Genomic DNA, 23,830 nt, shown 5'->3' with positions numbered 1-23,830 from the left:
CCCTTTGCGACGGCCGGGCGGACATGACACTGCTAGTGATCGCGGCCTCCTCGGTCTGCGGCGAGCCTGTGGCTGATGATCCGGCAGATTTCGGCCGCCGGACCGGGCAGGTACATGTCCTCGTGAGCGCTCACGATGTCGTATCGCTCGATGGCGCCGAGAATGTGCGGGCGCCACAGTCCGTCTTGGTCGACGTCCTCGTTGGGCACCGCGGCGAAGTAGAGCGCATCGCCATCATAGGTCGGCGACGTGAATTCCGGAATCAAATTCGTGTGATTGACGATGACCGAGACGGCGTTGTCCAGGAATGACTCGTAGTCCGCATCACCGGCGACACCGGCGAGGTGCTCGTGGAAGTATTCTCGGATTTCGGCCGGTGTCGGCGGCGCGTGGTTCGCCAAGTAGCCGCCCGGAACGCTGTCCAGCAAGGCCAGCAGCCCCACTTCACGGCCTTGCCGCCGCAGCTCCGCCGCCATCGCCTGGGCGAGCGTGCCGCCGATGGACAGGCCCATCAGGTGGTACGGTCCTTCGGGCTGGACCTTCACGACTTCCGCGACGTAGTCCGCGACCATCGCCTCGATCGAATCCGGCCGCTGTGTGACACTGTCGAAGCCCTTCGCCTGAATCCCGTAGACCGGGCGGTCTTCCGGCAGCTGTCCGGCGAATCCCAGATAGACCCAGCACAGACCACCACCGGGATGGATCCACCACAAAGGCTCGGCGTCACCATCGGTCTTGATCGGCAGCACGGGTGCGAGCGGGTCGGCCGAAAGCGTCGTCCCGCAATCCTCGTCCAGTCGCGCGGCCAGTTCCGCCACGGTGGGCGCCTGGAAGACGAGCCGGATCGGCAAGTCGACGCCGAGCACGACCCGGATGCGGGTAATCAGCTTGGTGACGAGGAGAGAATGCCCGCCGAGAACGAAGAAGTTGTCGTCGATGCCGACCCGCGGCAACCCGAGGACCTCGGCGAACAGACCGCAAAGGATCTCTTCCCGGGTGGTCCGCGGCGCTCGAGAGGCCGACGCCGGGGCGTAGTCCGGTGCGGGAAGCGCACGCCGGTCGAGCTTGGCGCTCGGGGTCAGCGGGATCTCGTCGAGGAGTGTCAGCGCCGACGGCACCATGTACCCCGGCAACCGCTCCCGCAGGTGCGTTTGGAGTTCGGTGACGAGATCCCGGTCGGGGTCGCCGTCCGGGACCGCGTAGCCGGCCAGCCGCCGATCCCCCGTCCGGTCGTCGACCACGACAACGGCCCGGGCGACCCGGGGGTGCGCCAGCAGCGCCGCCTCGATTTCCCCGAGCTCGATCCGGAATCCGCGGATCTTCACCTGGTCGTCCGCTCGGCCGTGGAAGATCAGCTCACCGTCCGGCGCCCAGGTCACGACGTCTCCGGTGCGGTACATCCGCTCACCCGGCTTGCCGAACGGACAGGGCACGAACCGCCCGGCCGTCAGCCCTGGCCGCCCGACGTAGCCGCGTGCCACGCCGGAACCCGCGATGTACAGCTCGCCCGGCACGCCCTCCGGCACCGGCCGCAATGCGGCGTCCAGCACGTATCCTTGGGTGTCGGGTATCGGCCGCCCGATCGGCGGCACCCTGCCGTCAGCGGCAAGGGGCGCGCTCATGGTGGCGCACGCGGTGGTCTCGGTCGGTCCGTAGATGTTCACCATCCGCCTGCCCGGCGACCAGGCGGCCACCAGCTCGGGCGGGGTCACTTCCCCACCGACCACCAGTGACTCCACTGTGGACAGCGAGCCTCCGGGAAGAACGGCCAGCATTGCGGGCGGGATCATCGCGTGGGTGACCTGGTGCGCCTCGATGGTATCGGCCAGTGGTCGGCCGGCCGCCAGCTCGTCCGGGCCGGCCAGCACGACGATCGCACCGGAGAACAGCGCCGTGAACAGCTCGCAGAGCGAGACGTCGAAACTGGGCGAGGCCAGCTGCAGCATCCGGCTGCCCGGCTTCACCTGAAGACGCGCCACGTGTGCCGCGGCCAGCCCGGCGATTCCGCGGTGGGTGACCGCGACACCTTTGGGCCGTCCGGTGGAACCGGATGTGTAGATGACGTAGGCGGTGTTGTCGAGCACGGCAGGGCATTCGAACGAGCCGTCATCGAAATCGGCGACCGGCCGGTCCATGCGCACCACGGGAATCGGGAGTTCTCCGAGCGCTTCCACGGACGTGCCGTCCACGATGGCCAGACCTGAACCGGAATCCGCCACCATGAAGGCGATCCGCTCGGCGGGGTAGCCGTAGTCGACCGGCAGGTAGGCGCCACCCGCCTTCGCGACGGCCAGCAATGCGGTCACCAGCTCCGGCGTACGCCGCAAGGACACGGTCACCACCGTCTCCGGGCCTACACCGCGTCGTCTCAGCTCGCGCGCCAGGTGGTTCGAGCGTGCGTCCAGCTCGTGATAGGTCAGCTCGTCGCCTTCGAAGACGACCGCGACCGCGTCCGGCGTGCGGGCGGCCTGACGCTCGAACAGTTCGGCGACGGTACCCTCCACCGCCGGATCCGCGGCGTCGCCGAGCTCGGTGAGCAGCCGGTTTCGCTCCACCGGATCCGCGGCGTCCACCAGCCCGACCGGCACGTCCGGGTCCGTGGCCACCTGCTGCAGCAGCCGGGAGAACCGCGCGGCGATCGCCTCCGCCGTCGCCGGCTCGAACAGGTCATCCTGGAACTGCACGACGAGGCGCAGGTGCGGGTCGGCCGTGGCCACCACACCGAACGGGTAGTGGGTGCCGTTCGCCGAGTCGACTCCGGTGATCGCGATTTCGGTCTCGACGTCTTCGGCAACGTCTGCCGGGTAGGACTCGAAGACGACGACGGTGTCGAAAAGTGCGTGCAGCCCCGTCGCGCGCTGGATCTCGGCCAGCCCGTGGTGGTGGTGGTCCAGGAGCGCGGCCTGACGGGCCTGCAACGTGGTGAACACCTGGTGGAAGGTGTCCCACGGGATGTACCGCACCCGCACCGGCAGGGTGTTGATGAACATCCCGACCATCGAATCGACCCCGGGCACGGCGGGTGGGCGGCCGGACACCGTGGTGCCGAACACGACGTCCGTCCGGCCCGTGAGCCCGCCCAGCACGAGTGCCCACGTGCCCTGGACCAAGGTGTTCAGGGTGACGCCGAGGTCAGCGGCGCGCCGGGAGAGTTCGCCGGCGACCTCCGCGGTCAACGGAACTTCGAGGGTGCCGAGGCTCCCTCGGCCCTCGGCGGCGCCGGCGAGCAGAGTGGGCTGGTCCACGCCTTCGAGTTCGGCGGTCCACGCCTTCGCGGCGGCCGCCTTGTCCTGTGCGGACAGCCACTCCAGGAACCGCCGATAGCCCGGCGCCGGCGGCGGCGCGGACACGCCGGACGTGTAGAACCGCACCAGGTCGTGGATCAGCAAGGGCAGCGACCAGCCGTCGAAGAGCGCGTGGTGCGCGGTGAACACCAGCTCGGCGCGCTCGGGACCGGTCCGCACCAGAGCCAGCCGCAGCAGCGGCGGCGTGGCCGGGTCGAACCGGCTCGCCCGGTCCTCGTCCAGCAGCCGCTCGAACTCGGCCGCACGCTCTGCCGCGCCGAGAGCACGCAGGTCGTGTTCGGCCCAGGGCAGTTCGAGACCGTCGACGACGAGCTGCACGAAATCACCGGAGAGGTCGCCGACGAACGCCGTGCGCAGGTTGGCGTACCGGTCGAGCAGGGCTTGCCCCGCAGCCCGCATCCGGACCGGGTCCACTTCCCCGGAGACGTGGTAGACGAGCTGGACGTGGTAGGCGTCGGCGCCCGCGTCGGCCAGCATCGACTGGAAGAGCAAGCCTGACTGCAACGCGGTCAGCGGCCAGACGTCGGCCAACCTCGGATAGCGCTTCTCCCACGTCTCCAGCTCGCTCTGCCGGACCGAAACCAGGGGCACGTCCGACGGCGTCAAGCCACCCGCGCCCGGCCGCGCGACGTGCCGGGCCAGGCCCTCCAGCGCGGCACACCACAGCTCGGCCAGCTCCCGGACCTCAGCCGGGGACAGCACACCCACCGGCGCACCGAACTGAGCCGTCAGCCGCGGCCCGTCAGCGGTGTCGGTCACGACGGCGTTGATTTCGACGGCGGACATCGCGGGCATGTCGGCGTCCGGCGTCGCGGCGAGTTCGGCCGTGTCTTCTGCCTGCGTCCAGCCCAGCCCGCGCAAGTGTTCGGGCATGTCGGCGTCGGAGAACCGGCCGAGGTAGTTGAAGGCGATCTGGCCGTCCGGGTACGGCGCCAGCTCCGCGGCCGTCTCGTCGTTGAGGAACCGCAACAGCCCGTAGCCGAGTCCCTTGCCGGGTACGGCGAGGAGCTGTTCCTTGATCGACTTGACGGCGGTCGCCGCGGCGCCACCCCCGCCGAACGCGTCGTCGAGGTCGATGTCCCCGAGGTTCAGGCGCACCGGGAACATGCTGGTGAGCCAGCCGATGGTCCGGGACAGGTCCGCACCGGGCGCGATGTCCTCTTCGCGGCCGTGCCCTTCGAGCCGGACCAGCGTCGAGGGCTCGTCGACGCCCCGCGCGCGCCGCCACGCGGCCACGGCCAACGCCAGCCCGGCGAGGAGCCCGTCGTTGACGCCAGCGTGGAACGCGGCCGGCACCGCGGTCATCAACGACTCGGTCACCGGGACCGGCAGCCGCACCCATGTGTGGTCCACAGTGGACGCGACGTCGACGGCGGGAACCAGGCGGCGTGAGCCCAGGGTCGGGTCCGGACCGTCCACGATGGCCAGCCAGCGAGGCAGCTCGGCGACCCGCGCGGGCGCGGAGGCTTCCTCGGCCAGCGCGTGCGCCCAGCGGCGCGCGGTCGTCCCGGCCGGTGGCAGAACCGGCTCCCGGCCGTCCCGGACCTGCTCCCACGCCATCGCGAGATCCGGGAGCAGAACGCGCCAGGACACGCCGTCCACCACCAGGTGGTGCAGCACGATCAGCAGCCGGCCCGCGTCGAACCACACGAACTGCGCCATCACCCCGGCGCGCGGGTCCAGCCGATCCGTCGCCGCGTCGAGCTCTGTGGCCAGCAGCGCTCGCCCGGCCTCACTCGTCCAGTCACCGTCGCAGGCGACCTGGTGGATCAGCGCGGCGACGTCCACCGCGTCCGGCGGACCGATCTCGAGCCCGTCGGCCACGAGACGGGCCCGGAGGACGTCGTGCCGCTCAAGCACCGCACCCAGCGTCGCGACGAGCCCCGCGTGCTCGATGCCGTTCGGCAGATCCACCACGGTGGACATCGAGAACCGGTCGATTCCGCCACCGAGCTCGATGAGGTACTTGCCCATCGGCGGTAAGGGCAGCCAGCCGGTGCCACCGCCGTCGAGCTCCTCCAGGACGGCACCTGTGGCGCGTCGCCCGGCCGCTCGCACGGCCAGTTCGGCCACCGTCCGGCACTCGAAGATCTCGCGGGGCGAAACCTCGACGCCCCGCACCCGGGCCCGCGACACCACCTGGATCGAGCGGATGCTGTCGCCGCCCACGGCGAAGAAGTCGTCGTCGATCCCGACTCGCTCCAGGCCCAGTACGTCCGCGTAAACCGCGGCGAGGACCAGTTCCTCCGACGTGCGTGGCGAGCGGTAGACCGCGCCGGTGAAGGATGGCTCCGGCAATGCGGCCCGGTCGAGCTTCCCGTTGGGGTCCACCGGGAGCCGGTCCAGCAGCACGAACACCGAAGGCACCATGAACTCCGGCAGCCGGCCGGCCGCGAACCGGCGCAGGTCCCGCTCGACGTCATCGCCACGCTCGGCGGGGACGACGTAACCGACGAGGTGCTTGGCGGTGCCTCGACCGGTCCGTGCGACGACGACGGCTTGCGCGACTGCCGGGTGGGCCAGCAGGACGGCCTCGACTTCGCCCGGCTCGATCCGGAAGCCGCGGACCTTCACCTGCGAGTCACCACGGCCGACGTACTCGAGCTGGTGATCGGCATTCCAGCGCACCAGGTCGCCGGTCCGGTACATCCGGTCGCCCGCCGGGCCGAACGGGTCCGCCACGAACCGCTCCGCAGTCAGCGCGGTCCGGCCGTGGTAGCCCCTCGCGACGGCACCCGCGACGTACAGCTCGCCGACCACGCCGGGCGGCACCGGGACCAGGCCCGGGCCCAGGACGTAGGCCCGCATGTTCCCGACCGGCCGGCCGATCGGTGCGCTCCCGGTCCCGGCCCAGTCGGCCGGCATGGGGAAAGCCGTGGCGTAGAAGCTTTCCGTCTGCCCGTAGGGATTGACCACCCGCACTCCGGGGATCGCCTCCCGCACCCGCCGCACCAGCGACGCGGACAACGCGTCGCCGCCGAATACGACGGTGTGCGCCCTGATCTCGTCGGGCGCCCGGTCCATCAGCTCCGCGAAGACCGAAGGCACGCCGCTGAGCACACCGCCTGACCAGCCGCCCCGCTCGTCGAGCACGAGCACGTCCCGGACGACCTCGACGCAGCCGCCGGTGAGGAGCGTGGTGAAGATCTCGAACACCGAGACGTCGAAGTTGATCGACGTCCCGGCCAGCATCCGCGTGTCCGGGCCGACTCCGACGACGGAAATCAGCCACAGCACGCCGTTCACCACGTTGCGGTGCGAGAGCGTCACGCCCTTCGGGTTACCGGTGGATCCGGAGGTGTACATCACGAACGCGACATGGCCGGGCAGCGGCCGGGAGATCTCCGCGGCACCGTCCTCGACACCATCGAGGAAGAGCTGGGGAATCCCGTTGTCCGGCAGCACCTTCGCCGCTTCGGCATCGGTGACGATCAGCTGCGGGCGAGCTTCGGCGAGGATGAACTCCAGCCGCGCGCTCGGATAGCGCGGATCGATCGGCAGGTATCCCGCGCCCGCCTTGAGGATCCCCAGCATCGCCACGACCAGGTCGGCCGTCCGCGGCATCGCTAAGCCCACCAGCGACTCCGGTCCCACTCCGCGCCGGGCCAGCTCGCGCGCCAGGCGGTTCACCCGCGCGTTCAGATCGCCGTAGGTGAGCGACACCGGGCCGGAGACCACGGCGACCGCGTCCGGCGTCGCGGCGACCTGGCGCTCGAACAGCTCGGGCAGGGTCTCATCCGGGACGGCTCGTGCCGTGTCGTTGAGCTCGGTCAGCAGCAACTCCCGCTCGCCCGGCACCAGCGCGTCCACGAGCCCGATCCGCAGTCCCGGCTCGGTCACCACTTGGTGCACCACGCGGACGAACCGCGCGGCCAGCTTCTCGACCGTGTCGCGGTCGAACAAGTCGGTGGCGTACTCGAGATGGCCGACGACGCCGAGCCCCGGGAGGTCGGCCATGTTGAAGAACAGGTCGAACTTCGCCGTGCGGGTCGACGCCGATTCGAGCCGGACGCTCAGGCCGCGCAACCGGAAGTCTTCGCGGAGGATGTTCTGCCAGGCGAACATCACCTGGAACAGCGGGTGGTACGCGGTGGAGCGCACCGGGTTGAGCAGCTCCACCAGCCGTTCGAACGGCGCGTCCTGGTTGTCGTACGCGGCCAGCGCCTTCTCGCGGACCCGCACGAGCACCTCGTCGAACGACGGGTCCCCGGACAGGTCGGCACGGAGCACCCAGGTGTTGACGAAGAATCCCACGAGGTCCGCGAGATCGTCGTCGGTCCGGCCCGCGATCGGCGCCCCGATCGGGATGTCCTCACCCGCGCCGAGCTGGTACAGCAGGACCGCGAGCGCCGCCTGCAGCACCATGGACGCGGTCGCGCCACGGACCTGGGCCAACCGCTCGACCGCGGTCATGACCTCGGGCTGGAGTGTGAACTCGACGAAGTCGCCCCGGTGGGTCGCCACCGACGGCCGCGGGCGGTCGGTCGGCAGCTGCAGCGGTTCCGGGACACCCGCCAGTTCCTTGCGCCAGTAGGAGAACTGCGTGGCGAGCACGCTCGCGGGATCGCTCTCGGCACCGAGCAGTTCCTGTTGCCACAGCGTGTAGTCGGCGTATTGCACCGGCAGTTCCCGCCAGGCCGGCTCCTCGCCGTCCAGGCGAGCCGCGTAGGCATTCGCGAGGTCTCGTGCCAGGGGGGCCATCGACTCGCCGTCGCCGGCGATGTGGTGGATCAGCAGCAGCAGGATGTGTTCCTCGGGAGCGGACCGGAACACGTGCGCACGCACCGGAATCTCCGCTACCAGGTCGAACGGCCGAGCCGCCGCGGCCATCAGGGCCTCGGGCAGTTCCGCCGGAACCACCTCGACGACCGACATGTCCAGACGCACGTCGTCCACCGACAGGACCTGCTGGTACGGCACGCCTTCGCCGTCCTCGCCCAGCACGGTGCGCAGGATCTCGTGCCTGCCGACGACGTCCCGCACCGCCGACGCCAGCGCCACCACGTCGAGTCTTCCGGCCAGGCGCAGGACGAATGGGAGGTTGTACGTGGCCGACGGTCCTTCGAAGCGGTCGATGAACCATAAGCGGCGCTGGGCGAAGGAAACCGGCATCCGGTCCGGCCGGCGTGGCACCCGCCGGAGTTCCGGCCGCACCCGGGCACCCGCCGCCAGGTGCCCGGCCAGCTCCGCGATCGTCGGTGACTCGAACACCACGCGGATCGGAATCTCGACGTCGAGCGTGGTGCGGATCCGGCTGATCAGCCGGGTGGCCAGCAGCGAATGTCCGCCCATGGCGAAGAAGTCGTCATCGACGCCGACCCGGTCCACGCCGAGCACCTCGGCGAACAGCGCGCAGAGGACCTGCTCCTGCTGGGTTCGCGGCGCGCGGCCGGTCGACGCCGCGGCGTAGTCGGGCACCGGCAGCGCACGCCGGTCCAGTTTTCCGCTCGGGGTCAACGGCACCTCGCCGACGGCGACCACGGCCGACGGCATCATGTACTCGGGCAACCGCTCCTGCAGGTAGCCGCGCAGGCTCGTGACCAGGGAGCCGATCTCCCTCGCGCTCGCCGGGTCGTTGACGAGCGCACGATCCGGCCGGTCGGTGGAGACGAAGCCGCCGGAAACCACCTGACCGGGGGCCAGGCCGCCGGGGAACACGATCGCGTCGAAGCACTCGACCAGGCCGGCGGACCACGTCGGGAGCACACCCCAGCCGAGCTGTGCCGCCCAGTCGCGCAGGTCCTGCGGATCCACCGGGTGACCGGCGTGAGCGGGTTGCGCCAGCACGCCCACCGCGGCAGCGGTCTCGATCTCCCCGGACAGCCGAGCGTTGGGGAACCGCGTGACGCGCACCGGTCCGCTGCCCTCGGTGCGGCAGAACTCCGCCAGTCCGCCGAGGTCTGCCACCTGGTGGCCCCACACCAGCGTGGGGAGGCCGTCCAGCGTCAGCGTGCCCGCTGGTGCCTTGTGCAGCACCACCTCGTATCGGTGCCGGGTCAGCTCGTTGTGCGCCCGTCCCGGCTTCAGCCGGACGTCGACCGCGACGCCGTCGTGCCGCGACGCCCAGCGCGTAAACCACTCCGGGTCGAGCACCAGTTCCTTCTCCATCAGGACGGCCTGTTCAACCGCGGCCCGGGTCAGCGCGGGCGGCGCGGCCGGGTGCTGCGCGCGGTGCACCGCGGCCCGCAGCACCCGCAGGGAACCCCCGTAGCGGACGTCGCCGACGACGATCCGGCCCCCGGGCGAGAGCAGCTCAATGGCTTGCGTGAGCACCCGGTCGAGGTATCCGGCGTCGGGGAAGTACTGGACGACGGAGTTCAGCACCACGGTGTCGAAATGCCCGCGGGGCAGGCCGGACACGTCGTCCGCGGGCTGACAGCGCAGCCGTACGCGATCGGCCCAGCCGGTCTGGTCGATCTGGGCGCGCAGGTCATCGAGGACCGGCGCCGAGAAGTCGGTGCCCCAGTATTCGTCCACTTCCGACACGATCTGGGACAGCAGCAGCCCCGAGCCGACGCCGAGTTCCAGCACGCGCCGGGGAGACCAGCAGGTGATCCGCTCGACGGCGGCGTCCCGCCAGGCGCGCATCTCGCGCAGCGGGATCGGCTCGCCGGTGTAGCTGGAGTTCCAGCCGGTGAAGTCCTGGCCCCATTCCGCGTTCTTCGAAGCCGTGTAGGCCTGGTCGTAGACCTGCTGCCACTCTTCGACCTGTTCGCCCGCCCCGGCCGGGGACCCGGCCACGTCGGGCACGACGTAGGCCACCAGCCGCCGGTCGCCCGGCTGGTCTTCGCGGGTCACCGCGACCGCCTGGGCGACCCCCGGGTGCGTCACCAGCGCGGCCTCGATCTCCCCCGGTTCGATCCGGAAACCGCGGACTTTGACCTGGAAGTCGACGCGGCCGAGGTAGACGATCGCCCCGTCCGGCCGCCAGGTGACCAGGTCACCGGTGCGATACAGGCGCTCCCCCGGCGCGAACGGGCTGGCCACGAACCGTTCCGCGGTCAGGCCGGGCCGGTTCAGGTAGCCGCGTGCCAGTTGGACCCCGGCGAGGTAGAGCTCCCCGCGCACACCGGGCGGAACGGGCCGCAACGCCGAGTCCAGGACGTAGACCTGGGTGTTCCACACCGGTGCCCCGATCGGGACGGCTACGGCGCCGGGTTCCGGCCGGTACCGCCAAGCGGTCACCTCGACCGCGGCCTCGGTGGGGCCGTAGACGTTGTGCAGCTCGCAACCGGGCAGCACTTCGGCGAACCGGCCGGCCAGGTCGGCCATGAGCGCCTCACCGGCGGCCTCGACCCGCCGGAGGCTCGTGCACCCGGCGGCAGCCGGCTCGGCGAGGAACGCCGTCAGCATCGACGGCACGAAATCGACGTCCGTGACCTGGTGCTCCTGGATCAGCCGGGCCAGGTATCCGGGGTCGCGGTGGCCGTCCGGCCGGGCGATCACCAGCGCGGCGCCGACCTGCAGCGGCCAGAACAGTTCCGGCACCGACACGTCGAACCCGATCGGTGTCTTGAGCAGCATCCGGCCGTCGGCACCCATGCCGTAGACGCCGTGGCCCCACGCGATCCGGTTGGTGATCGAACGGTGCGACACCACTACGCCCTTGGGCTGCCCGGTCGAGCCGGACGTGTAGATCACGTACGCGGCGTTCGCCGGGGACACGGGGACGTCTGGATTCGCGGCCGGCTGATCGGAAACGTCGGGGAGCTCGGCGAGCACCAGCACCGGCTCGGCGTCCGCGACCATCGCGGCCACCCGATCCGGCGGCAGATCGGCTTCGATCGGCAGGTACGCGGCGCCCGCCTTGAGCACGGCGTAGATCGCGACGAGCAGGTCGAACGACCGGGGCACGCGCAGGGCGACGATCCGCTCCGGCCCGGCGCCGTGCGCGATCAGCCAGTGCGCGAGCCGGTTGGCGCGTGCGTTGAATTCGGCGTAGTGGAGCGTCTCGCCTTCGAAGATCAGGGCAGGGCGGTCGGGCGTGCGCCGGACCTGGTGCTCGAACGCACCGTGCAGCGTCCGGGCGGGGACGTCGTGGTCGGTGGCGTTCCATCCGGCCACGACCTGGTCGCGCTCGGCCGGCGCCAAGATGTCCACATCGTCGACCCGCAGGCCGGGGTTCGCCGCGAACTGCTCCAGCACCCGCCGGAACCGGGCGGCGATGGCTTGGACCGTCTCGTGGTCGAACACGTGGTGCTGGTACTGCAACGCCAGGCGCAGGGTGGGGTCCGCGTCGGCGGTCACGGTGAGCGGGTAGTGGGTGCCGCTGAACGGGGTCAAGCCGGTGATCGTCACTCCGGCCGCGTCGTTGGCCTCGCTCAGGCCGACGTGATCGATGGGGAAGGACTCGAACACGACGACCGTGTCGAACAGCACGTTCAGCTCGGTGGCCTGGTGGATTTCGGTCAGGCTGTGGTGGTGGTGGTCCAGCAGCGCCGCCTGCCGGTCCTGCAGCTCGGTCAGCAGCCGCGCCAACGGTTCGCCGGGGCGGCAGCGCACGCGCACCGGCAGGGTGTTGATGAACAGCCCCACCATCGCGTCGATTCCGGCCACCGCGGGTGGGCGGCCGGACACCGTGGCCCCGAAGACGACGTCGTCCCGGCCGGTCAGCTGTCCCAGCAAGACGGCCCACGTTCCCTGTACCAGGGTGTTCAGTGTGACGCCCAGCTCGGCCGCTCGCCGCGACAAAGTGTGTGCGACGTAGGCCGGTAGAGGGACGTCGACCTGTCCGATGTCGCCCGAGTCCGAGCCGGCGTCCCGCCCGGAAGCGAGCAGGGTCGGCTCGTCGACACCGTCGAGTTCGGCCGCCCAGGCGCGCGCCGAAGCCTCCTGGTCCTGCCGGGCCAGCCAGGCCAGGAAGTCCCGGTAGCTCCGTACTCGTGGAAGCGCCGCGGCGTCTCCGGCGGACCCGTAGAGCCGCAGCAGATCCTGCATCAGCAGAGGCACGGACCAGCCATCGAACAGCACATGGTGCGCCGTGAAGACCAGTTCGGCCCGCTCGGGGCCGAGGGTGACCAGGGACAGCCTCAGCAATGGTGGCGAAGCGAGGTCGAAGTGCGCGTTGCGGTCCTCGAGCAGGAACCGCTCCAGCTCCCCCTCGTCGCGACCGGCGAGGTCGAGGTGCCGCCACGGCAGTTCGACGCGGCCGGGCACCACTTGCACGTGGTCTCCGGACGCGTCGGTCACGAAACCGGCCCGCAGGTTGGGGTAGCGATCGAGCAGGGCTGCCCCGGCCGCGCGCATCCGGTCGGGGTCGACCCGGCCGGCCAGGTGGTAGACCAGCTGCATGTGATAGGCGTCGAACGCGGCGTCGGCCAGCATCGCGTGGAACAGCAGGCCGGACTGCAGGGCGGTCAACGGCCACACGTCGGTCAGCCCTGGGTAGCGCTTCTCCCAGTCCTCGAGTTCACCTTGCCGCACCGAAACCAGTGGCACGTCCGACGGCGTCAGGCCACCGGCGTCCGGATCGGCGGCGTGCCGCGCAAGCGCTTCCAGGGATGACGTCCACCGTCCGGCGAGTTCCTCCACCTCGGCGCGGGAGAGCACCCCGGCGGGAAAGCTGAACCGCGCGTCGAGCCGCGGCCCGTCGGCGGTCTCGGTCACCAACGCGTTCAGGTCGAGCGACGACAGCGCGGGCATGTCCGGGTCCGGCTCGGCGACGAGCTCCGCCGTCCCGGGCACCTGGGTCCAGCCCAGGCCGCGCAGGTGCTCCGGCATGTCCGTCGCCGAGAACCGGCCGAGGTAGTTGAACGCGATCTGGCCGGTCGGATGGCGGCGCAGCACGGCGGCGGACTCGTCGTCCAGGTACCGCAGCAAGCCGTAGCCGACACCTTTGTCCGGGATCCGCAGGAGCTGCTCCTTGACCGCCTTGACCGCGCCGCCTGCCGCGGGGCCGCCCGCGAAGGCCTCGTCGAGGTCGGTACCGGCGATCTCGAGGCGTACCGGGAACATGCTGGTGAACCAGCCGACCGTGCGCGACAGGTCCGCTCCCGGCACCACGCTCTCTTCCCGGCCGTGCCCTTCCAGCCGGACCAGCAGTGACGGCTCGTCCACTCCGCGCGCTCGGCGCCAGCTCGCGACCGCGAGCGCGAGCCCGGCCAAAAGGCCGTCGTTGACGCCGCAGTGGAACGCCTTCGGCACCGCGGTCAGCAGTGCCTCGGTCACCGGCGCGGGCAGCCGCACCCAGACGTGGTCCACGGTGGACTGGACGTCCACGGCGGGATCCAGCGGCCGGGCACCCAGGACCGGATCCGGCCCGTCCACGATGGAGCGCCAGAGCGGCAGCTCCGCCGCTCGCGCGGCCGCCGCGCCGCGCAGCGCGTGCGCCCACCGCCGGGCCGAGGTGGTGACAGCCGGCAGAACCGGTTTCTTCCCGGCGCGCACCTGCTGCCAGGCGTCGGCGAGGTCCGGCAGCAAGATCCGCCACGAAACGCCGTCGACGGCGAAGTGGTGCAGCACGACCAGGATCCGCCCGGGATCGAACCACACGAACTGGGCCATCACCCCGGCCTCGGGGTCCAACCGGCCCGTGGCCGCGTCCAGCTCGGTAGCGGCCACGGCGTCGTCCCAGCCGTCGCAGGCGACCCGGTGGATCAGCGTCGAAACGTCCACCGAGCCCGCCGCGGCGACCTGCAAGCCACCGGAAACGAGCCGCGCACGCAGGACATCGTGACGGTCCACCACGGCGCGCAGCGTGGCGACGAGGCCCGCTTCGTCGACGTCACCCGGCAGGTCGAGCACCATCGACATCGAGAACCGGCGGATCCCGCCGCCGAGCTCGACCAGGTACCTTCCCACCGGGAGCAGCGGCATCCAGCCGACGCCGCCGCCGTCGAGTTCCTCGAGCACGACCTCGGCGCCGGCGCGGCCGGTCACCAGCGCCGCCAGCTCGGCCACCGTGCGGCATTCGAAAATCTCGCGCGGGCTGACCTCGACTCCCCGCGCCCGCGCACGGGCCACCACCTGGATCGACCGGATACTGTCGCCGCCGACGGCGAAGAAGTCGTCGTCGACCCCGACCCGGTCAAGTCCGAGGACCTCGGCGTACACCGCGGCCAGGATCTCTTCCTCCCGCGTCCCCGGCGCCCGGTACACGGCACCGGCGAACTCGGGCTCCGGCAGCGCGGCGGGATCCAGCTTCCCGTTCGGCGTGAGCGGAAGCCGGTCAACGAGCACGAAGGCCGACGGGATCATGAACTCTGGCAACCGGTCCGTGCAGAACCGGCGCAGTTCGGCCGCGGAGACACCGGCCGTGAGATCGACGTTGAGGCCGCCGAGGCTCTCCACGGTGCCGATCCCCGCCGCGCTCGACGGGACCACGTAACCGGCCAGGCCCAGGCCGGCCGGTCCCGGCCGGACCGTCACGACGGCTTGCGCCACCCCGGGATGCGCGGTCAGCACGGCCTCGACCTCGGCCGGTTCGATCCGGACGCCGTGCACCTTCACCTGGGCATCGGCCCGGCCCGTGTACTCCAGCTGCCCGTCGGGGCCGACGCGGGCGAGGTCGCCGGTGCGGTACATCCGCTGCCCCGCAGGCCCGAACGGGTCCGCGACGAAGCGTTCGGCGGTCAGCTCGGCCCGCCCGTGATAACCGCGGCCGATCGCGCCCGCGACGTAAAGCTCGCCTTCCACGCCGGGCGGAACCGGCACCAGGCCCGGGCCCAGCACGTACGCGCGCATGTTGCCCAGCGGGACGCCGATCGGCGCGCTGCGCACGGCTTCCGCCGTCCCCTCGTCGGGAACGGTGAAGGTGGTGGCGTAGAAGCTTTCGCTCTGCCCGTAGGCGTTGATCACCCGCACACCCGGGAACACACCTCGGACGTGCTCCACCAGTGAAGCCGGAAGCATCTCCCCGGCGAAGACCAAGGTGTCCACGGTGATCTTGTCCGCGACCCGGTCCGCCAGCTCGGCGAAGACCGAGGGGACGGAGTGGATGACGCTCCCCGTCCACGTCTCGCGCTCGGCCAGCTCCACGACGTCCCGGACCACCTCGACCGTGCCGCCGACGCTCAACGTGGTGACGATCTCGAACACCGAGACGTCGAAGCTGACCGACGTCCCGGCCAGCATCCGGGAGCCGCGCTCGACACCGACCACCTCGGCGAGGCGGAGCACGCCGTTGACCACCCCGTGGTGCGTGATCGCCACGCCTTTGGGCGTGCCGGTGGACCCCGAGGTGTACATCACGTAGGCCGCGTTCTCCGGCCGCAGCCGAACCGGAACCGGCGCGGCGCCTTCGGCTTCGTCGATGTAGAGCCGCGGGATGTCCGTGCGCGGCAGCACCTCCTCCGTGCCCCGGTCCGTGAGGAGCAGCTGGGGCCGGGCCTCGGCGAGGATGAGGTCGAGGCGCCGGCTCGGGTACCGCGGATCGATCGGCACGTAGGCGGCGCCGGACTTCCACGTCCCCAGCAGGGCGACGACGAGATCCGCCGAGCGCGGCAAGGCCAGGGCCACCAAGGCTTCCGGACCCGCGCCCCGTCGGCGCAACACCCCTGCCAGCGACTCGGCGCGAGCATCGAGCTCACGGTAGGTGATCTCCTCACCACCGAAGACCACGGCGACCGCGTCGGGGGTCTGCGCGACCTGCCGTTCGATCAGCTCCGGAACCGTGATCGCGGGCGTCGGCTTCGCCGTCGCGACGAACCTGGTAAGCAGTTCACGTTCCGCGGCCGACAGGACGTCCGCGGTTGCCGCCGGCTCCGCCGGGTAAGCGACGAAGTGGCGCAACACGCGGACGAATCGCGCGCCGATCTCGGTCACCGTGGCCCGGTCGAAGAGGTCGGTCGCGTATTCGAGAGTGCACCGCACACCGGATCCGGTCGGGCCGTCGGCGAAGTTGAATTCGAGGTCGAACTTCGACGTCCGCGTCGGAAGCGCCTCCAGACGGGCCTCCAGCCCCGGCAGCTCCAGCTCGACCCGGGCCGCGCCCTGCCAGGTGAACATCACCTGGAACAACGGGTGGTAGGCAGTGGAACGCTCCGGGTTCAGCGCCTCCACCAGCCGTTCGAACGGGGCGTCCTGGTTGTCGTAGGCACGCAACGCCTTGTCACGCACCCGCTTCAGGAACTCCTCGACCGACGGGTTGCCGGACAGGTCGGCACGCAGCACCCAGGTGTTGACGAAGAAGCCGACCAGATCCGCCAGGTCCTCTTCGGTTCGGCCGGCGATCGTGGAGCCGATCGGAACGTCCTCTCCCGCACCGTGCGCCGACAGCAGCACCGCCAACGCCGCCTGCATCACCATCGATGTCGTGACCTGGTTGGCGCGCGCGAGCTCCGTCACCGCAGCGAGGAGATCCGCATCGACGGTGAACTCGACCATGTCGCCGTGGTGGCTTGCCACCGGCGGTCGCGGGCGATCGGTGGGCAGCCGCAGCTGCCGGGGCGCGCCGGTCAGCTCGTCGCGCCAATAGGCCAGTTGCGTCGCGAGCACGCTCTCCGGATCAGCCTCGTCACCGAGCAGTTCCCGCTGCCACAGGGTGTAATCCGAGTACTGGACCGGCAGGTCGGGCCAGTCCGGCGCGGCCGAGCCCAAGCGTGCCCGGTACGCAGTCGCGAGGTCGCGCGCCAGCGGCGCCATCGATTCGCCGTCCGCGGCGATGTGGTGCACCACCAGGGCCAGCACGTGGTCGCGGGGGCCGCAGCGCAACACATAGGCGCGCACCGGGATCTCGGCGGAAAGATCGAACCGGTACTCCACCGATTCGGCGAGTGTCGCACCGACGTCACCGGGTCGCACTTCGACGACCGGGATCGACACCGCGAGATCGGCCGCCGGCAGGACTTTCTGCGTGGGTACACCGTCGCCGTCCTCGACGAAGATCGTGCGGAGGCTCTCGTGCCGGACGATCACGTCCCGCACCGCCGCGGTCAGAGCGGTCACGTCGAGCGCACCGGTCAGGCGGAGCACGAATGGCAGGTTGTAGGTCGCCGACGGCCCTTCGAACCGGTCGATGAACCACAACCGCCGCTGCGCGTAGGACAGGGGGATCATTTCGCGTCCACTCCTCGATCGGTCACCTTGCGCAGCCGGGGCCGGCTCGGGGTACTCCCGGTCTCGAGCGCGCGGGCCAGGTCGGCCGGCGTCGCGCTCTCGAAAACGGCGCTGACCGCAACTTGGCGGCCGAGCACCGAGCGAATCCGGCCGACGAGCCGGATCGCCACCAGCGAATGACCGCCCAGGAAGAAGAAGTCGTCGTCGATGCCGACCCGCTCCGAGCCGAGCAGCTCGGCGTACAGGCGGCAGAGCGTTTCTTCGACCGGTGTGCGTGGCGCGCGATAGGCCGCGCCGGTGAACCCGGGTTCGGGCAGCGCCGCACGGTCGAGCTTTCCGTTCGGCATCAAGGGGAACTTCGCCAGTGGCACGAACGCCGACGGCACCATGAACGCGGGCAGCTTCTCCGCCAGGAAGACCCGCAGATCGTCGGGCTGGTCCGGAACGACGTACGCGACGAGCTGTTTCGCCGTCTCCGCACCCCGTGCGATGACGACCGCCTGGTCGATGTCCGGGTGCGCGGTCAGCGCCGCTTCCACTTCGGCCGGTTCGACACGGACGCCGCGGATCTTCACCTGCGCGTCGACGCGCCCGACGTACTCCAGCAGTCCCGCGGAGTTCCGGCGGGCGAGGTCCCCGGTGCGGTACATCCGGGTGCCCGCCGGGCCGAACGGGTCGGCCACGAACCGTTCCGCGGTCGGACCCGGACGATCGTGGTAGCCGCGCCCCACCGTGGCGCCCGCGACGTACAGCTCACCGGTCACACCCGGCGGTACCGGAGCCAGCCCCGGGCCGAGGACGTGCACCCGGACGTTGTCGAGCGGTGCTCCGATCGGCGCGGCGGCCGTGGTCGCGTCCCACGCTTCCGTACTGGCGAGGGAGAACGTGGTGGCGTAGAAAGTTTCGCTCTGCCCGTAACCGTTGACGACGCGCACGCCCGGAATCGCTTCACGCATCCGCTGCACCAGTGATCCGGCCAACGCCTCACCGGCGACCACGACGGTACGGACGTCGATCTCGCCCGGCCGGTCAAGCAGCTCGGCGAACGCGGACGGGACCGAACTGACCACGTCGGCCGACCAGCCGTCTCGTCCGGCCAGCACCAGCACGTCCCGGATCACCTCGACGGTGCCCCCGGTGCAGAGCGTCGAAAAGATCTCGAACACTGACACGTCGAAGTTGACCGACGCCCCGGCCAGCACCCGCGCCTCTGGTCCCACGCCGAGGGCGGCCACCAGCCCCGGCACGCAGTTGGTCACGTTGCGATGGGTGATGGCCACCCCCTTCGGCGTGCCGGTGGACCCCGAGGTGTACATCAGGTACGCGACGCCGTCCGGCCGCGGCTCTTTCGGCGTCGCGGTGTCCGATTGCTCGCCCGGATACACCCGGGGAACGCCCGTGTCCGGCAGGATCCCTTCGGTCGCGAGGTCGGTGAGGATCAGGGACGGAGCCGCGTCCGCGAGGACGTACTCGAGGCGTCGGCTCGGATACGCCGGATCGATCGGCAGGTACCCGGCACCGGACTTCAGCACGCCGAGGAGCGCGACGACCAGGTCCGCCGAGCGCGGCAGCGCCACCGCCACCACGTCCTCCGGCCCGACCCCGTGACCGGCCAGCCCGCAGGCAAGCCGGTTCGCCCGCTCGTCGAGTTCGCGGTAGGTCAGCGAGTCCTCGCCGCAGACGACCGCGACGGCGTCCGGTGCCGCGGTCGCCTGGCGTTCGAACAGCTTCGGGATCGTCGTCTCGGGCAGCACCTTCGCGGTGTCGTTGAAGTCGTCGAGGGACCGCCGCTCGGCGGAGCTCAGCAGCTCTACCGAACCCACCCGGCGGCCGGGGTCCTCCGCGATCCGGCGCAGGACCCGGCCGAAGCGCTCCGCGATGGCGCTCGCCGCCTCGTGCTCGAAGACGTTCCGCTGGTACTGCACGACGAGCCGCAGGGATTCCCCTCCCGGAAAGGCCATCACGGTCAGTGGATAGTGCGTGGTGGCGAACGGACGCAGGCCGGTGAACGCGACTCCGGCCGCCTTGCCCGCCGCATCGAGGCCGCCGCGGTCCAGCGGGAATGACTCGAAGGCGACGTAGGTGTCGAACAACGCGGGCAGGCCGGTCGCTCGCTGGATCTCCGAAAGCGGATGGTGGTGGTGTTCCAGCAGCGCGGCCTGCCGCCGTTGCAGACCGGTCAGCAGGCCGGCGATGGTGTCGCCCGGAGCGCAGCGCACGCGCACGGGGACCGTGTTGAGGAACAGGCCGACCATCGTGTCCACGCCCGCGAGGGCGGGTGGACGGCCGGACACCGTCGCGCCGAACACGACGTCCGCACGACCGGTCAGCTGGCCCAGGACGATCGCCCAAGCGCCTTGTACGACGGTGTTGAGTGTGACACCCAGCTCGACGGCACACCGGGAGAGGTCGCGCGCCGCGGCAGGGGACAGCGGAACGTCGACCTGACCGATGCCGGCGGCTCCCGGTGCGGAACCGGGTGCGAGCAACGCCGGCTCGTCGAATCCGTCGAGCTCGTCCGACCACGCCCGTGCCGACGCGGTGACGTCCCGGCTTGACAGCCAGGCAAGGAATTCGCGGTAGGTCCGTGGCCGCGGTAACGCCGAGGCGTCGCCGCCGGACCCGTAGAGCCGCAAGAGGTCACGCATCATGACCGGAATCGACCAGCCGTCGAACAACACGTGGTGCGCCGTCAGGACCAGCTCGAAGCGGCCGGGGCCGCGCCGGGCCAGCGTCAGCCGCAGCAGGGGCGCCACGGCGGGGTCGAAGCGGGTCCGAAGGTCCTCGGCCAGCCAGCGTTCGAATTCCTCGTCGTTCGCCGGTTCGATCTCCTGCCAGGGCAGTGCGACGCCGTCGATCACCAGCTGGACGAGGTCTCCGGCGGCGTCCGGCGCGAACGCGGTCCGCAGGCTCGGGTGACGGTCGAGCAACGCCTGCCCGGCCGCGCGGAGCCGTCCGGGCTCGACCGGTCCCGTGAGGTGCAGGGTGTACTGCACCTGATAGGCGTCGAAAGCCGAGTCGTCCACCATCGACTGGAACAGCAGGCCCGACTGCAAGGGCGTCAACGGCCACACGTCGGCCAGCCCCGGATACCGCCGTTCCCAGGCTTCGATTTCGGCCTGATCCGGCGAGACCAGCGGGACGTCCGCCGGAGTGAGCCCACCGGCTCCGGGTTCGGCGACGTGCCGAACCAGCCCTTCGAGCGCCGCGCACCACAGCTCGGCCAGCTCACGCACTTCGGCCGGCGACAGCACTCCGGCCGGCGCGCCGAAGATCGCGCTGAGCTGCGGGCCGTCGACGGTGTCGGTCACCACGGCGTTGATGTCCACCTCGGACAGCGCGGGCATGGCCGCGTGGTGCCCGGCGTCGAGCTCGGCCAGTTCGGCGAATTCGGTCAGGTCCGGAGTCTGCGACCAGCCCAGCCCGTTCAGGTGCTCCGGCATGGCGGTAGCCGAGAACCGGCCCAGGTAGTTGAACCCGATCTGCCCGATCGGGCGCTCCCGCAGCGCAGACGCGGTCTCGTCGTTGAGATACCGGAGCAGCCCGTAGCCGAGACCCCGGCCGGGCACGGCAAGGAGTTGCTCCTTGACTTTCTTGACCGCGGTGCCGGCCGCCGGTCCGCCCGCGAACGCGTCGTCGAGGTCGATCCCGCCCAGGTCCAGGCACACCGGGAAGACACTGGTGAACCAGCCGACAGTGCGGGAGAGGTCGGCCCCGGGCACCGCGCCCTCTTCTCGGCCGTGGCCCTCGAGGCGAAGCAACGTCGAAGGTTCGTCGACGCCCCGGCCACGGCGCCACCGGGCGACCGCCAGCGCCAGGCCGGCGAGCAAGCCGTCGTTGACCCCACCGTGGAACGCCTCGGGAAGCGTGGTGAGCAGCCCCTCGGTCACCGGTACCGGGAGCGCCACCCGCACCTTCTCCACCGTGGACATGACATCCGCGTCCGGATCCAGCCGCCGTACCCCGAGTACCGGGTCCGGGCCGTCCAGGATGGCCAGCCATTGCGGCAACTCGGCGACACGTTCCGGCGAGACGGCGTCGTCGGCCAGCGCGTGTGCCCAACGCCGCACCGACGTCACGACTGCGGGAAGCACGGGCTCCTCGCCGACTCGCACTTGCCGCCACGCCTCGGCGAAGTCGGGCATCAGGATGCGCCAAGACACCCCGTCGACGGCCAGGTGGTGCACCGCCACCAACAGCCGTCCCGGCACGCGGCCGCCCGGGTCGAACCACACGAACTGCGCCACCACGCCGGCCGCCGGATCCAGCCGTTCGGCAGCCGCGTCCAGTTCGGCGACGAGTACTCGGCGCCACGGCTCACCGGTCCACGGACCGCCGTAAGAGCGCCGCCGGATCAGCGGACCCACGTCGACCGAGCCCGGCGGTGCAACTTCCAGCGTGTCCTCGAGCAAACGGGCGCGGAGCACGTCGTGCCGGTCCACCACCGCGGTCAGCGTCGCGGCCAGCCCGGCCGGGTCGACGTCCGCCGGCAGCTCGAGGACCATCGCCTGCAGGAGCCGCTCGAAACCCGGTCCGAGATCGCGGATCCACTTCGCCACCGGCATCAGCGGCAGGCGGCCGACCCCGCCGCCGTCGAGCTCCGCAAGGACCGGAACGCGGCCGACCTGCCGATCCGCCGCGAAATCGGCCAGCTCGGCCACGGTGCGGTGGTCGAAGATGTCACGTGGGCTCAGCTCCACCCCGTGCGCTCGCGCGCGCGTTGCGACCTGGATCGATTGGATGCTGTCGCCGCCGGCGGTGAAGAAATCGTCGTCGACCCCGATCCGGTCCAGGCCGAGGACCTCGGCGAAAAGCTTCGTCAGCAGTTCCTCGGCCGACGTCCGCGGCGCCCGGTACACCCGGCCGGCCCGCTGCGGCGCGGGCAGTGCGGCGCGGTCGAGCTTGCCGTTCGGCGTCAGCGGCAGGCGATCCAGCACGGTGAACGCCGTCGGCACCATGAACTCCGGAAGCCTCTCGGCCGTGAACGCGCGCAGCTCGGCTGGGGAAAGCTCTGCCCCGAGCACGAATTCACGCCCCGGTGCGGCGACGGGCACCACGTAACCGACCAGTTGCTTCACACCGCGGTCCTCGCGCGCGATGACCGCCGCGTGCGCCACCGACGGGTGGGCGAGCAGGACGGCTTCGATCTCGCCCGGCTCGATGCGGAATCCGCGGACCTTCACCTGGTCGTCCGCGCGGCCCTGGTACACCAGCTCGCCGTCCGGGGTCCGGACGACCACGTCGCCGGTCCGGTACATCCGGTCCCCCGCCGAAAATGGGCACGCGACGAACCGCTCCGCGGTCTGCGCCGGGCGGTTCAGGTAGCCGCGGGCCACGCCCGGGCCCGCGAGGTACAGCTCACCGGGGTCACCGGCCGCGACCGGGCGTAGCGTGCCGTCCAGGACGTAGGCACGCATCGTGTCGAGGGGCCGGCCGATCGGGATCTCCGGACCGATGCCCTTGGCCGGGTCCACCAGATGACTGGCCGCGAAGACGGTCGTCTCCGTCGGTCCGTAGCCGTTCGCGATCACGAGGTCCGGGCAGGCCTGCAGGGCCCGTTCGACGGAGGTCGGCGAGACGCGCTCTCCACCGACCCACAACTCCCGCAGCCCCGCGAGGCAGCCGACGTCGTCTTCCACCATGAGGTTGAACAAGGCGCTGGTGAGCCAGGCCGCGGTGACCCCGTGGCCGGCCACCAGCTCGGCGAGCCCGCCGGGCGTCAGGTCCGCGGCCGGGTCGACCACGACCCGGCCGCCGTTGAGCAACGGCACCCAGAGTTCGTAAACGGACGCGTCGAAGGCGAGCGGCGAGTGCAGCAGGACGCGTTCCTGGCTGCTGCCGCACCACCGGCGGTCGATGGCGAGGGCCACTACGTCTTCGTGCGTGATCCCGGTTCCTTTCGGCAGGCCGGTCGAGCCGGATGTGTAGATCACGTAGGCGAGCTGGTCGGGATGCCCGCCGCCGGTCACCGGTGTTCGCGGCCGCGGTTCGAGGTCGTCCAGCACGACGATCGGGCAGACGTCCGGCAAGCTCTTCGCGGCTTCGGCGGTGGTCAAGACCAGCACCGGCTGGACGTCGCGCAGCATGAGCTCGATCCGCTCCGCCGGATAGCCCGGATCCATCGGCAGGTAGGCCGCGCCGGCTTTCAGCACGCCGAGCAGCGCGGCCGCGACGTCGGCGGACCGGGGCAGCGCCACACCGACCACCGATTCCCGGCGCACGCCGTGGCGGGCGAGCGCCGCGGCCAGCCGGTTCGCCCGGTCGTCGAGTTCCGCATAAGTCTGCGAAACGTCCCCGCACACCACCGCGGTCGCATCGGGGGTGGTCTCGGCCTGCCGCTCGAACATCCCCGGAATCGTCAGGCCGGAGGCCGGTACGGTGCCGTCGTCGGCTTCGGCCGGCCACCGGTGCCGCTCCGCCGGATCCAGCACGTCATCACCCACCCGAACTGTCGATCGGAAATTCGGTCAACTCGCGGTACCGGTGCGTCCGGTGACTCCCGCCCGACAATGACGAGCTGTCCGTCGCCG

2 protein-coding genes are annotated in these 23,830 nt (G+C 71.1%); both read right to left on the bottom strand.

Annotation, left to right across the window (positions count from 1 at the left end):
* Positions 1 to 32: 32 nt before the first annotated feature.
* On the bottom strand, positions 33 to 17,300 hold the full coding sequence (locus ABFJ78_RS16740) for an amino acid adenylation domain-containing protein (protein ID WP_436387260.1): 17,268 nt from the start codon (positions 17,298 to 17,300) through the stop codon (positions 33 to 35).
* On the bottom strand, positions 17,297 to 23,731 hold the full coding sequence (locus tag ABFJ78_RS16735) for an amino acid adenylation domain-containing protein (RefSeq protein WP_436387259.1): 6,435 nt from the start codon (positions 23,729 to 23,731) through the stop codon (positions 17,297 to 17,299). The genes ABFJ78_RS16740 and ABFJ78_RS16735 overlap by 4 nt, the downstream gene beginning before the upstream one ends.
* Positions 23,732 to 23,830 lie beyond the last annotated feature (99 nt).

This window comes from Amycolatopsis sp. MEPSY49, assembly GCF_051337345.1.
Lineage (GTDB): Bacteria > Actinomycetota > Actinomycetes > Mycobacteriales > Pseudonocardiaceae > Amycolatopsis.
The sequence above is the reverse complement of the archived record's forward strand: the minus strand, read 5'-3'. Positions and strand labels throughout refer to the sequence as shown.

Excerpts from the sequence above, each read along its gene's own strand:
- ABFJ78_RS16740 (WP_436387260.1), bottom strand. The coding sequence starts at position 17,300 with ATGATCCCCCTGTCCTACGCGCAGCGGCGGTTGTGGTTCATCGACCGG.